Origin of the sequence: Terasakiella pusilla DSM 6293, assembly GCF_000688235.1 — a bacterium.
Lineage (GTDB): Bacteria > Pseudomonadota > Alphaproteobacteria > Rhodospirillales > Terasakiellaceae > Terasakiella > Terasakiella pusilla.
The window spans coordinates 1-13,522 of sequence record NZ_JHYO01000019.1 but is presented as its reverse complement, the minus strand read 5'-3'; the positions used below and the strand labels follow the sequence as shown (position 1 = coordinate 13,522).

13 protein-coding genes are annotated in these 13,522 nt (G+C 51.5%); 2 read left to right on the top strand and 11 right to left on the bottom strand.

Features of this window, described 5'->3' with window-relative positions; all coding sequences use genetic code 11:
- Nucleotides 1–39 precede the first annotated feature (39 nt).
- From Q397_RS0113270 to Q397_RS0113220, 11 genes are all read right to left on the bottom strand, one after another.
- Entirely contained in the window at nt 40–471 is a 432-nt protein-coding gene (locus Q397_RS0113270) for a MarR family winged helix-turn-helix transcriptional regulator (RefSeq protein WP_028879829.1), read from the bottom strand.
- A 91-nt stretch (nt 472–562) separates the two neighbouring features.
- Nucleotides 563–1,273: an ABC transporter ATP-binding protein gene (locus Q397_RS0113265; protein WP_028879828.1), complete on the bottom strand. Its 711-nt coding sequence runs from the start codon at nt 1,271–1,273 to the stop codon at nt 563–565.
- Nucleotide 1,274: 1 nt separating this feature from the next.
- The gene (locus tag Q397_RS0113260; protein WP_038013944.1) at nt 1,275–2,048 is read right to left on the bottom strand and encodes an ABC transporter ATP-binding protein; all 774 of its coding nucleotides are present in this window, start codon (nt 2,046–2,048) and stop codon (nt 1,275–1,277) included.
- Nucleotides 2,045–3,904 carry an ABC transporter permease gene (locus Q397_RS0113255; RefSeq protein WP_028879826.1) on the bottom strand — a complete coding sequence of 620 codons (1,860 nt, stop codon included), beginning with the start codon at nt 3,902–3,904 and terminating at the stop codon, nt 2,045–2,047. Before Q397_RS0113255 ends, Q397_RS0113260 begins: the two co-directional genes overlap by 4 nt.
- Nucleotides 3,905–3,977: 73 nt before the next feature.
- Complete coding sequence (locus Q397_RS0113250; protein ID WP_028879825.1) at nt 3,978–5,183, bottom strand: ABC transporter substrate-binding protein; 1,206 nt, start codon at nt 5,181–5,183, stop codon at nt 3,978–3,980.
- Nucleotides 5,184–5,235: 52 nt separating this feature from the next.
- Entirely contained in the window at nt 5,236–5,823 is a 588-nt protein-coding gene (locus tag Q397_RS0113245; protein WP_028879824.1) for an amino acid synthesis family protein, read from the bottom strand.
- Entirely contained in the window at nt 5,820–6,404 is a 585-nt protein-coding gene (locus Q397_RS0113240) for an amino acid synthesis family protein (protein ID WP_028879823.1), read from the bottom strand. Before Q397_RS0113240 ends, Q397_RS0113245 begins: the two co-directional genes overlap by 4 nt.
- Entirely contained in the window at nt 6,404–7,297 is an 894-nt protein-coding gene (locus tag Q397_RS22520) for a UPF0280 family protein (RefSeq protein WP_038013943.1), read from the bottom strand. Before Q397_RS22520 ends, Q397_RS0113240 begins: the two co-directional genes overlap by 1 nt.
- Nucleotides 7,298–7,301: 4 nt before the next feature.
- Nucleotides 7,302–8,783, bottom strand: a complete 1,482-nt coding sequence (locus tag Q397_RS22515; protein ID WP_038013941.1) for a 6-hydroxynicotinate reductase — start codon at nt 8,781–8,783, stop codon at nt 7,302–7,304.
- Nucleotides 8,783–11,551, bottom strand: coding sequence for a molybdopterin-dependent oxidoreductase (locus Q397_RS0113225; protein ID WP_038013940.1), 2,769 nt, complete (start codon nt 11,549–11,551; stop codon nt 8,783–8,785). The genes Q397_RS22515 and Q397_RS0113225 overlap by 1 nt, the downstream gene beginning before the upstream one ends.
- Nucleotides 11,551–12,387, bottom strand: coding sequence for an FAD binding domain-containing protein (locus Q397_RS0113220; RefSeq protein WP_028879821.1), 837 nt, complete (start codon nt 12,385–12,387; stop codon nt 11,551–11,553). Before Q397_RS0113220 ends, Q397_RS0113225 begins: the two co-directional genes overlap by 1 nt.
- A gap of 427 nt (nt 12,388–12,814) precedes the next feature.
- Here Q397_RS0113220 and fdxA point away from each other — a divergent pair, with 427 nt between their 5' ends.
- Nucleotides 12,815–13,150 (top strand): ferredoxin FdxA, encoded by a 336-nt coding sequence (gene fdxA, locus Q397_RS0113215; protein WP_028879820.1) that lies wholly within the window; start codon nt 12,815–12,817, stop codon nt 13,148–13,150.
- 108 nt (nt 13,151–13,258) lie between these two features.
- A partial coding sequence (locus tag Q397_RS22510) for a transposase (RefSeq protein ID WP_028879328.1) occupies nt 13,259–13,522 on the top strand: 264 nt, incomplete at its 3' end.

Sequence of the window (13,522 nt, the reverse complement as noted above, 5' to 3'; positions counted from 1 at the left end):
GGACGGTCCTTTTACTTTGCCCTACCGGACATAAGATGATTATTTTAGCTTTTGCAGCAGATCGATCAACTTATTGCGGTTGGCTTGTGTAATCGGTCGCAGTATTTCATCTGTGATCTCTTTCCCCAACGGGATCAATTCTTGCGTCATCTCGCGCCCTTTCTCGCTCAGCGAGACAAGCAAACGACGAGAGTCCGTCTGATCAACAGACGTCTGCACCAGACCTTTTTTACTCAAACGTTCAACAACACCTTTGATGGTGGCGGCATCCATTGCGGTATGCCGCCCCAACTGGTTTTGAGAACATTCACCGATTTCATAAAGTTTGACCAAAGCGGCGTATTGCGTCGTCGTTAACTTGCTTTTGATCCGTTCGGAAAAAATATTGTTATGACGCTGCATAACCCGGCGTAGGAGAAACCCCACCTGGTCTTCCAGTTTATAATTTTCGATGATTTCTCTCTCTTTCAAATTCCCACGCCCCCAAACTTGTTAAAGTACAAACGATATCGTAATCCTTCACTCCCTATAAATCAAGGTATAGGCGTATCTAGCAGTGTTATTACACTGCTAGATACGCGTTTTTAACCTCGTCATTTTGAGCGAGTTCAGTCATCGTCCCCTCGTATCGGATCACCCCTTTTTCAATGATATAGGCGCGATCCGAAATCAATTTTGCAAAATGCAAATTCTGTTCGGAGATAATAACGCTCAATCCATATTTTTTCATCTCTAAAATAGCACTTGCCATTTCTTCAACAATTTTAGGTGAAAGACCTTCCGAGGGTTCATCCAGCAACACAAGGGACGGATTGCCCATCAAGGTGCGGGCAATCGTCAACATCTGCTGCTCCCCGCCCGACATTTGACCGCCGGGCCGGTTGCGCATTTCCGCAAGGTTGGGGAAAAATTCAAACAACATTTCTGTTGTCCATTCCCGCACGCCATCGCGCGCGGGTTGTTTGCCAACCAACAAATTTTCCTCAACCGTCAGGTCGGTGAAAATCCGGCGATCTTCGGGCACGTAGCCCAAACCCAAACGAACAATCTCGTGGGTTGGTTTGCCGCAGATTTCCTCATCATTAAAGATGACGGATCCACTGCATTTTTCGACCAGACCGACCAGACTTGCAAAGGTCGTTGATTTACCAGCACCATTTCGGCCCAATAAAGCGACAACTTCACTTTCATGCGCTTTTAGATGAACATCTGTCAGGATATGCGCACCGCCATAGTAGCTGTTCAGGCTATGGACATCTAATTTTGACTTCATATTATGCGTTCCCTACAAGTTCTTCATCATAGACCGCACCAGTCCCCAAATAGATGGACTGGACTTCTTCATTCTCGCGGATTTCAGACGGCAGACCCAAGGCGATCAACTCCCCCCGGTTCAACACCATCACCCGATCGGCATGACTAAAGACCACATCCATGTCATGTTCGGTGAACAGGACGCTGATGTCTTTTTCCTTCACGATATCCGCTGTCAGTTGCATCAAGGCGATCCGCTCGTTCGGGGCCATGCCCGCTGCGGGTTCATCCATCAGCAAGATTTGCGGATCATTGGCAAGGGCGATGGCAAGCTCAAGGCGCTTTACATCCCCATAAGCCAACATCCCGCACGGACGTTCTGCCTGATCCTGCATGGACACCAGTTCCAGCAGCTCATACGCTTCCTCTTTATAAAGAGAGCCTGCGAACGGCAACATGGACAGCAAACGCTTGTGGTGAGAGATCAAGGCCATCTGGACGTTTTCAATCACCGTCATGGAGGTAAAGGTCGCGGCAATCTGGAAGGTACGGCCGACCCCTTTGCGCCAGACCTGACGCGGTTCCAGACCGATAATTTCCTCACCAAACAGCTTGATGCTGCCGCCATCTGCCTTCAACTGACCGTTCAGCATGTTAAAGCAGGTGCTTTTGCCCGCCCCGTTGGGACCGATCAGGGCAAGAAGTTCGCCTTTACGAACTTCAAAGCCCACATTGGTGACGGCTTTCACACCGCCAAAGGATTTAGAAAGCCCTTTTACGACGAGCGAACTCATGATTTGCCCTCCTCAATGCTGTCTTTTTTCTTGGAGAAATGCTCAAGGAAGAAGCCAACGATCCCCTGCGGGAAGGCCACAACCAGAACAATGATGAAGGATCCAAGGATAATCTTCCAGAACTCTGTATGGCTGATGATAAAGGTGGACAGTGCTTTAAACACACCAGCCCCGACAATCGGCCCTGCAACAGTTTGGATACCGCCCAGCAACACCATCACCAGACCGTCAACTGACAGCGGAATGGAGATATAATCCGGGAAGACACTGCCTTTAAGGTAGGCAAACAGCACCCCACCGACACCAGCAAAACTACCGGCCAAGACAAAACCGAACCACTGGATACGCAGGCGGTCAATCCCGATCGCATCCGCACGCAACAACGAGTCACGACAGCCACGCAGCGTATAGCCAAAGGGCGAGAAGACAATACGACGGATCGCATAAACACTGATCCCGACGATCGCCAACGTCACGTAATAGAAGCTGGTTTGATCAGCCGCCCACGCATCAGGCCAAATTCCCAACAAGCCGTTGTCACCGCCTGTCACATCATCCCACTGGAAGATCACAGACCATGAAATTTGCGCAAAGGCCAGCGTCAACATCGCCAGATACACACCCGACAGTCGTACACAGAACCACCCGAAAATGATCGCGCCAGCGACCGCCAAGAAGGGCGCTAACACCATTGTCGCCCCCATGGATAGCCCAAGGAATTTAACCAGCAAAGCTGTGCCATACGCACCCAAACCAAAATAAGCTGCATGACCAAAGGAGACCATGCCGCCAACGCCCATCATCAAGTGCAGGCTGGCAGCGAACAAGGCAAAGATCAGAATTTCGGTCGACACGTTCAGCAGGAAGTCACCGGCAAACATCGGCAGGAAGACCAAAGCGAGCCCCAGCGCCAAGACCCAGTTCTTACCCAGTTTGCTCAACGGTGCCCACGGACGGATCACGCTGCCCAAAGCGGTACGCGGATGTGCTTCTGCCTTACCCAGCAGACCATATGGACGGATCACCAAAACTACCGCCATCACCAAGAACATCAAGATCATGGAGATTTTCGGGAAGAGCAAGATCCCAAACGCGTTCAGTTCCGCAATAATGAAGGAGGCAAGGAAGGCACCCAAAACGTTGCCGAACCCACCGATAACAACAACCACGAAAGCTTCCACGATGATTTGCAAGTCCATCGCATTGTGAACGGCATCACGCGGGATTTGAACCGCGCCGCCCAGTGCTGCCAAGAACACACCCAGCGTAAAGACGCCGGTAAACAACCACGCCTGATTTACACCCAACGCAGAAACCATCATGCGGTCTTGAGTGGCCGCACGGACCAAGACACCCCAGCGCGTTTTGTTAAACAGCAGCCACAGCGCCCCCAGACAGAGCGGACCTAAAACAATTAACATCAATTCGTATGTCGGGAAAGCCTGACCAAAGATCTCAACTGCCCCTTTCATACCCGGTGCACGACGACCCAGCAGATCATCCACACCCCAAATCTGGATCACAAGATCCTGAATAACCAGCGTCACCCCGAAGGTTGCCAGCAATTGAAACAGTTCGGGAGAATTGTAAATACGGCGCAACAGAACGATCTCGATCAGTGCCCCCAAAATAGCCACCGCAACCGCAGCAGCAATCAATCCACCCCAGAACCCCAGAGCGCCCATCCAGGACTCAGTCAATGTATAGGCGACATATGCGCCCATCATATAAAACGCACCATGTGCAAAGTTGGTAATCCGTGTCACACCAAAGATAATTGATAACCCTGATGCCACCAGAAATAACGACGAAGCACTGGAAAGGCCGTTAAGAAACTGGATAAAAATAAAATCCACTGGCTTATCCTCTTTTTATTATAAAAAACGGCGCACACGAGGTGGACTCCCCTCACGCGCGCCGGATTTCATGTTACATTCCGCGCAATTCTTTAGTTGTCGCTTCGTCAGGCAGGTGGTTGGCACCGTCTTCATATTTCCAGTCAACCATAATGCCCTTGTCGTCTTTCAAGGCTGTACGACCGACATAGGCACCCAATGTTGCCTGATGATCAACCGCACGGAAGGACGCTTTGCCCATCGGCGTGTCAAACTCAACACCTTTACCGCCAGCAATCAAATCTTCAGATTTCAAAGATTTAGAGTTTGCGATAATTGCAGCTGTTGCTTTCATTGTCGCATAGCCAACGATAGAACCCAGACGTGGGTAGTCGTCAAACTTTGCTTCATACGCAGAACGGAATGCGTTGTGTTCCGGTGTATCGATGGAATACCAAGGATAACCCGTCACCAACCAACCTTCAGGTGCTTCATCACGAAGCGCGTCCAGATATTCCGGCTCACCCGTCAGCATGGAAACAACCTCACGACCGTCAAACAATTTACGTGTTGTGCCTTCGCGGACAAATTTTGTCAGGTCAGACCCGAACGTCACGTTAAAGATCGCTTCTGGTTCAGAGCGCAGCAGTGCTTGTACTGTTGAACCTGCATCCATTTTAAACAGTGTCGGCCATTGCTCGTCCACCCACTCGATGTCCGGGCGTTTTTCTGACAGGATCGCTTTAAAGGCTTCGACGGAAGATTTACCGTACTCATAGTTCGGTGCAATCGTCGCCCAGCGTTTTGCCGGAAGTTTGGCTGCTTCGTTCGCAAGGATACTTGCTTGGATTGTGACGTTCGGACGGACACGGAACACGTAATCGTGGCCCTTGGACCATGTCATCGCATCTGTCAAAGGCTCTGCTGCAACGAACACCACTTCTTTTTGCAAGGCAAAGTCAGATACCGCCAAACCGATATGGGAGAAGAAAGTCCCCATCAGCATATGCACGTTATCTTTAGATACCAGTTCGTTAGCGGCAGTTACCGCTTCGCCCGGTTTACCGGCATCATCTTTGGAAATCACTTCAACCAGCTTGCCGTTAATGCCGCCTGCTGCGTTGATTTCTTCCAGTGCCAGTTGCCAACCGTTACGGTACGGAACCGTAAATGCAGGCATTTTAGAATAGCTGTTGATTTCTCCGATTTTGATGGTATCGGCAGCTTGCGCTCCCTGAATTGTCATAGCAGCAACAACGCCGCCAAGCACACCGCCGATTAGTTGTCTTCTAGTGATCATTCATCTTCTCCTTGTGTGAAAACTTTCCCTATCTTCCCAAATATTTTTATAGTTATCTTAAGCCGTCTTCGCCGATGGCCTCTTCATGGGTGAGTCCACCCACACGAGGTAACGGCCGACCGCTATCTGTGACGCATACTGCGACCAGAATTTCGTTTGCCCGTGGTGCGTCATTCACGCGCACTTCCATGGCATCGAAATGGCTTCGAACGTAGGCTGCATCTTTATGACCCAACGGAACATCCATCGGGGTTGCCGGTCCGCCACGTTTTTTGGCAGACGGCACCAAAGCTGCGCCTTTCTCAACTGCTTTACGAAGCGGCGCGCCCAGCTTCGGGTGCAAAATAGCCGCTGCATGTTCCAGCTCGCCATTTTCCCCGACAAGGGCCGCTTTTCCGTAACTTTCAGCTTCCTGTGGTTCGATCCCCAGCGCTTTCACCGCTTTTTCACCCAGCAAACCGCCAAGTTCGGCACCAAAATCCATCAGAAGCGTCAAATCATCTTCATATGTTCCCGCGAACGGGTTTTTAATCACGGCAATCGCCGCTGCACGGCGCGTGGCCGGGGAAATGGCTTTCCCCATTTCCTCATGGGTTTCTTCAACCACCGTGACGATTTTGCGGATGTTCATCTTGCTCATCGCAGACCATCCTTTCCTTCAACATCTTCTGCTGCCAGACCGCCGACACGCGCATGGATGCGTGAGCCTGTGGTCATCACCAGCACAAACGCCAACTCGTCTGCGCGCGGACCGTCAGAGACACCGACTTCCATCGCATCAAAGTGACTGCGTACGTAAGAGGCATTGACGTGGGTGATCGGCACATCAAGGCGTGCGCCCACGCCCCCTACTTTTTTGGTAGACGGGACAATCGCTTTTGAATCATGCAACATTTCGCGCATGGCATAGCCACCCGGAACGTGCCACAGCGCGCCATGTTCCAACTCGCCAGCTTCACCGACGATTGCGCCTTTGCCATAGCCTTGAATTTCAGCAGCACTCACGCCCGTTGCTTTCAGGACATCTTTTGCCAAGGACAGGCCAAGAGCTTCCAGATCCTTCATAAACGGGGTGATGTCTTCAACATATCCGCCCGCATAAGGGTTTTTGATAACCGTGATCCCGGCGACGCGGCGCAATGGTTTCGCAGCGACAGGTCCACCTTCATGGTAAATTTCTTCGCTCAGAAGAACTCGTTTTCTTTCTTCGATAGCAGGCATTACAACTGCGCTCCTTCTAACTGGTTTAGTTGTGTTGATTGTAAAATTGTGGGAAGGCACATGGTCCCGACAACGCGGGTACTTCCCTGTAAAGTAAGGGCACAGGCTTTGATCAGCCCCTGTGCCAGATATTCTTGCGCCTGCGCTTCACCTGCGCTCAGGGCTTCTTCAACTTCGTCCGCACTCAGGCGTTTGACATCGACTGTGACCAGACGCTCGCCCAGATCACTATCCAGATCAAGGCTATGGGCGGGTTGACGCGTAATTTTATCGCACGCAGGCAAATTGACCGCATTGGCGATCAAGGTCGCCGCCACATCGGCCTCTGCGGCACAGTCTGCCAAAACCGTCACGGTATCTGCAATCCCGAAGGAATGACTGCGACCTTTCCAGCCACTGCTTGCGATCCCGCCGATGCCTTGATCAGCGGTGATATCAATCGTGCCGTTTAAGTCTGGCTGTTCCACATCTGCAACCAAACCGACGCGATAGCTTTCTCCGCTTGCCAAAAACAAAGCGATATCGCCGCCGTTATTGACATACAGCTTGGTTAAATCACACGTCTTGCAGATGTGCTGACAGACATGATCCGCCACCGAACCCGCCACCGCTGCCATGGGCGTGACAAACTGGCTTGCAAACGGGGCAACTGCACGCACCATTCTTTGTGCCACATCCCCATGAACCAACAGGTCAGCGGAATAAGGGGAACGAAGCGCCCCCAAATCCAGGACCAGTCGAGCCAAAAGACCGTCAAAGACAAGGTTCGCTTGCTCAAAAGCTTTTTGAACCTCAGTCTCCGTGCCTTCAGCCGCGATGATCAGATCAATCGGGCCTTGTTGAAGGTGCAGCCTTTTGCCGTCAGGGAGTTGTGCCGAATGGTGCTGATACATTTAGTTACCCTTCCGGCCCCCATTCATAGTGTTTGGAGGCCATCGGCCAGCTTGCTTCCTGATTTTGACCGACTTGACGGATTTTTGTTGCTGCCAAGACATCTTCCAGCTTTTGAACGGAGTCCATATGACCGCCCAAAGCCTGATAGTCATCCAGACGCATGGAAAATTCGATCGGGGCCACCAACGCAGGTGTCGGGACATAGCCAAATGAATTTTCCGGCATGGTCGTCACATCCACCATGTAGGTAATGCCGCCGCCCGGCCAGATAAACACATCGGCACCGCCACTTGTCACATGGGTCAGCGTATCTTTAACCGACTTGGTCAGCTTGACCGGGTTTTCTGTCACACCTGCGCGCAAGGAACCACCGGCCCCCCCGATAAACATAACCGAACACATCGCAGGCTCGCAGTTTTCCTGAATACGCATCACAGATGCTTTCAGCTCATCCGGCAATTCTTTTTCAACGGGCTTAAGGGTGTCATCTAGTTCAAAATAACCAAAATGTTCCCCCGTTGTGCTGACCATCAGCAGGGATTGACCGGGTTTTGCTTCTTTTTCTTTAAAGTCGCCAAGGATAGACAGCGGATCATCAATGTCCGTCCCGCCCCACCCTGTGCCAGGGCTTGCCACCTGAAAATAACGACCCGGTGTGGAGCGACGGCCCTTGATCACGATACCGGATGGTTCCACGTCCAACAGCTTACCAGCTTGGTGTTCACTCATGACGCCTGTAATGTGGTCATCAACCACGACCACATCGTCCACATGGTCACGCCATTGTTTGGCAAACATACCGATGGTCGCGGACCCACAGCCCACACGCATACGTTCTTCTTTAACACCATTGATGATCGGCGGCTGACCGGCCTGAACGACGATTTCCACGCCGTCATCCACATTTAAAGTCACCGCCTGACCATTACAAAGGTCTAACAAGCACTGGCACGTAACGCGCCCTTCTTTTTTGGACCCGCCTGTCAAATGTTCCACCCCACCAAGGGACAGCATTTGAGAGCCATATTCCCCTGTGGTCACATGCCCGACCGCTTCGCCTTCGCAGCGCACGGTGGCTTGTTCGTGACCCAAGTGACGGTCTGTGTCGATTTTGATCTTCACGCCGCAATAGCTAAAGATCCCTTCCGTCACCACCGTCACCATATCGATGCCATTGACTTCGCTCGACACGATAAAGGGGGCGGGTTTGTAATCAGGGTACGTCGTACCTGCGCCAACGGCGGTCACAAAGTGTTGGTCAGCAACGACGATATCGCCACTCCATTCATGTTCTTTGCTCAAGAACGGGATCAGTTTCTCGCCGTCTTTCTTCGCACGTTCCACAATCACCAACGGATCAACCCGGGCCAGTTCCCCATCAAGGTTGGCGTAACGGTCGCACGCCCCTGCCCGTCCAAACTTGATCCGGCATCGCACCGGACAGGCATCACATTGCACAACGCTGTTTTTTTCTTGTTCTGTCATCAGTTTGTTCCTTTTGTGCCTTGGATCGCATCCAGCACCCGATCCGGTGTTGCAGGCACCTGATAGATCCGCGCCCCTGTTGCGTGGTGGATCGCATTCAAAATTGCCGGTGCTGTCGGGATCAAGACTTGTTCCCCAATACCTTTCGCCCCGTAAGGCCCATGCGGGTCTTTGGCTTCAACCAAGATCGTTTCAACAGATGGCATGTCGCCAACAGTCGGGATCAAATAATCGTGCAGGTTTTCGTTACGACCCGGAATAAATTCTTCCAACAAGGCCAGACCGATCCCTTGGGCCGACCCGCCTTCAACTTGGCCTTCCACCAGCATCGGGTTAATCGCTTGGCCCACGTCATGGGCGGCAACCAGACGCAGCAACTTGACCGTGCCCAGCTTTATATCCACTTCCAGCTCCATCATATGCGCGCCGTAGCCAAACATGGCGTAAGGGATACCCTGACCGTTTTCATCCAGCGGGGAGGTCGGCGGATCGTAGGTGCCTTCCCCAAACAGCACGAAGCCGTCTTTATCTTGGGGCAAGCTGGACAGGTCGATCACATGTTCCCCACCCGCATCAGTGACGATCAGCGTTTTATCAGTGGCTGATAGTTTGATGGTGGCGTTTTCTGAGGCGTTGACTTGACGCAAAATCACGTTGCGCAGCTCAAGCCCTGCCAGATAAGACGCCTTACCGGAGATAAAGGTCTGACGTGATGCAGATGTTTTACCCGCGTCCGCCGTCAGGTCCGTATCCCCTGTGATAATTTCAAAGTCCGCAAACTCCAGACCGGCCGCATCCGCACAGATTTGCGTCATGACTGTGTTGGACCCCTGACCGATATCCACCGCCCCTTGGAACAGGATACAGCGACCATCTGCCTTGATGCCCACTTTCATGGTTGAAGGGTTAGGCAATGAGGTATTGCCACAGCCATACCACATGCCCGCAACCCCAACGCCACGGCGTTTGCTGCCAGATGCGTTTGCAGCGTTAAAGGCGTCTGCTTCTTTAAGGGCGACATCCCATTTGGGTTTTAGCGATTCCAGACAGTCTTTAAAACCAACACCGGTTTCAAACACTTGTCCGGTAACGGTCGGCATCCCATTTTCCAACGCATTTTTAAGACGGAAGTCCAGACGATCCATACCGAGCTTGTTTGCCAATTCATCAAACAAACCTTCTTGCGCGATGGAGGACTGCGGCACCCCAAATCCACGAAACGCCCCGGATGGTGCACAGTTGGTGTGCACGGAATGGGATTTTGCGCGGTACGCCGGATAGAAGTAAGGACCGGAGGCATGGACAGGGACACGGTTTGCCACCGTCGGCCCCCATGATGCATAAGCGCCCGTGTTAAACACGCCATCAAAATCCATCGCCGTCAGGGTGCCGTCTTTCTTCGCCGCAATCTTGGCTTTGATGTGGGACGGGTGACGTTTGGTCGTGGACATCATCGATTCAGGGCGCGAATAGGTCATGCGCACAGGTTTCTTCAACATCCACGCGGCAAGGGCAATAAAGGGCTGTACGGACAGGTCAAGCTTACTACCAAAGCCACCGCCAACAGAGGTCGGGATGATGCGCACATCTTCCGGTGCCAAATCCATAATAATGGCAAGCGAGTCACGATCCATATAAGGGGCTTGCGTACAGGCGGATACTTCGATGCGATCCCCAACGCGCACGGCAAAACCGGCTTCCGGCTCAATATACCCATGCTCAACGAAACCCGTGCGGAATTCGCCTTCCACAACCACGTCAGCACTTGCAAATTCATCCGCCAGCGGGCCACGCTGCACGATCCCGCGCACCATTGTGTTACCTGCGCGATCTTCATGCAGCAGGGCAGCCCCTTCTGCCAAAGCCTCTTCCGGGATGAGGGACGCTTTCAGTTCCGTCCAGCTGATCGGGAAGTCACTGACTTTAAAGCGATCAAAAAATGCATCCGGTGCCACAACAGCCGCCACGGCTTCGCCTTTAAAGCGGGCTTCGGTTTCTGCAAAGACAGGCTGGTCCGCCATCGGTTCAATCACACCAAACAAGTTGCGGCCTGGAATGTCTTTTGCGCTTAAGATCAATTCAATTTCAGGGTTGGCTTTTTGGTACGCGTCCAGATCACCAAATTCAAAGGACGCACGATGGTATGGTGATCGGATAGCGACCACACGCAACGCCTCTTCCGGTGCGCCATCATCCCCAAACACATCTGTGCCCAGTACCTTAGGGTCACCATCGATACGTTTTAAGCGCGCCCCAACGGCTTTGTCTTCTTTTGGCTCGTTTGGTGTTGCGTTTACGTCAAGGCTGTTTGCATTCACCACCGCATCGACGATTTTTTGATAACCAGTACAGCGACAGAGCACCCCGCCCAACGCGTCTTTCACTTCATCACGCGATGGGTTTGGTGTCTTCATCAACAGCGCGGTTGCAGAGGTCAGCATCCCCGGCGTACAGATCCCGCATTGCGCGGCCCCGTGATGCAGGAAGGACGCTTGCAGTTTGCCCATCGCCTCTTCTTCGCTTAAGCCTTCAACCGTGACAATCTCCGCCCCATTCAGGCGACCCGCAGGCACCATACAGGCGCACACCACTTCCCCGTTCATCAGGACAGAACAAGCACCGCAGTCCCCGGCGTCACAACCGACTTTTGTGCCTTTAAGTTTCAGCACATCGCGCAACACTTTGGTCAGGCGATAGGATGGGTCCGTGTCAACCTGAACAGACTTCCCATTGAGGTTGAACGAAATTTCCATTTTCTGATTTTCCATTAGAGTGTCTCCGCACATTTTGCCAAGGCCCGTGTGACCAGTTCAACCGCTGCATTGCGGCGATATTCCGCCTTTGCACGCACGTCACTGATGGGACTGAGACACGAAAAATAATCTGCTTTTACTAAAGTCGCGACTTCTGAAGCTGCACACCCGATCAGCGCTTGTTCCAACGCATAAATGCGCATCGCAACTTCTGAACAGGCACCCACACTAATGCGAGCCTGTGTAATCTTGCTTTGGTCATCCACCTCGACAATCACCGCAACCATAGTGATGGAGATCACAAGGTATTTGCGTGACCCCAGTTTAATAAAGTGACTGTGTGCAGCGGACAGGTCTTTCGGGACCAGCACCGCGCTGACCAATTCACCAGGCTGTAAGGCTGTGCGACGGTTGCCCAAGACAAACTCTTGGATCGGCAACACACGTACACCGTCTTGAGAGGACAGCTCCACTTGTGCATTTAAAGCCAGAAGCGGCGGCACACCGTCTGCCGCAGGTGAGGCGTTACATAGGTTGCCCGCAATGGTGCCTGCATTTTGAATCTGGATGGACCCGACTTCCAGCGCAGCCTGTTTCAGACAATCAAACTGGGCGGGCAAATCGGCGTTTGCAATATCAGACCATGTAGTCAGGGCGCCAAACCGGTAATGGTCATCAGTATCTGAAATACCGCGCAAATCATTGATCGCGGAAATATCCATAATGTTGTCAGGCATCCCCAGAGAAGTCGCCGCAGGGAACACATCCGTCCCACCTGCCAGCACTGTCATTTCCTGTCCTGCCGAGATCTCCAACGCTTCTGCCAGCGTCTTCGGTAATACATATGTCATCTTTGTCGAACGCACCCTATTTAAGAATTTCATTTCGTTTGTGTGCTAATGTAAAATTAGTATGCGAACAAAAAAATGGACTGTCAAACACAAATCAAATGCACACATATTATTTTTTATGTCGCAGAGCAGCATTTTTGAAGAAATATTATTTCAAAAATGATTTGACTTTATGAATAATCACATAAAAACAGGCATTTAATGTTTTTTAGAAATGGAATAAAAAAATATTGTCAAATCTTAAATCATTTGTATACTAATGATAAATAAGATCAAAACAGGGGGCTATCATGATACCGAACAGCTTAAAGTGTATCGGTAAGACACGTCATAAATCTGCGCGTCTGCCATGGGCCGCCCTCCCGTGTCAGGTTTGCTTTTGTGCTATGCACAACCCATGCCTAGATTTATGTAAAGGAAGTATCAAATGACTTATGTGGTTATGGAAAACTGCATTCAATGCAAATACACCGACTGTGTGGAAGTCTGCCCTGTAGACTGTTTCTACGAGGGGGAGAACTTCCTCGTCATCAATCCTGACGAATGTATTGATTGCGGCGTTTGTGAACCGGAATGTCCCGCCGAAGCAATTAAACCGGATACCGAACCCGATACCGAACAATGGATCGAATTGAACAAAAAATATGCAGAAGTCTGGCCAAACATCACCAGCCAGCGCGATCCACTTCCAAATGCTGACGATCTAAACGGCAAAAGTGGAAAACTTGCCGAACTCAGCGAAAACCCCGGCGAGGGTGACTGACCCCTCCCCCATCAGACCCTTGTGCCAACTTACAGCCTGCATTTTCATGCAGGCTCAGATTGCTGACAAAGGTCTCGCCTTGGCGAGGCCTTTGTGATTCAATGAGGAATGCTTAAAAAACGCGGTCCTCAACAAACGGAACTTGAGATGGTCAGTCTGGATAGTCTGGTTCCGTCCAACCATCTTTTGCGCAAAATTGATGCGCATATTGATTTCAGTTTCATTCACGACAAAGTGGCGCCTTTATATTGCGCCGATAATGGTCGACCTCCGCTTGATCCGACTATGTTGTTTAAGGCTTTACTGGTCGGTTATCTCTTTGGCATTCGCTCCGAGCGTCAGTTGGTGCGCGAGATTGAGGTCAATGTGGCC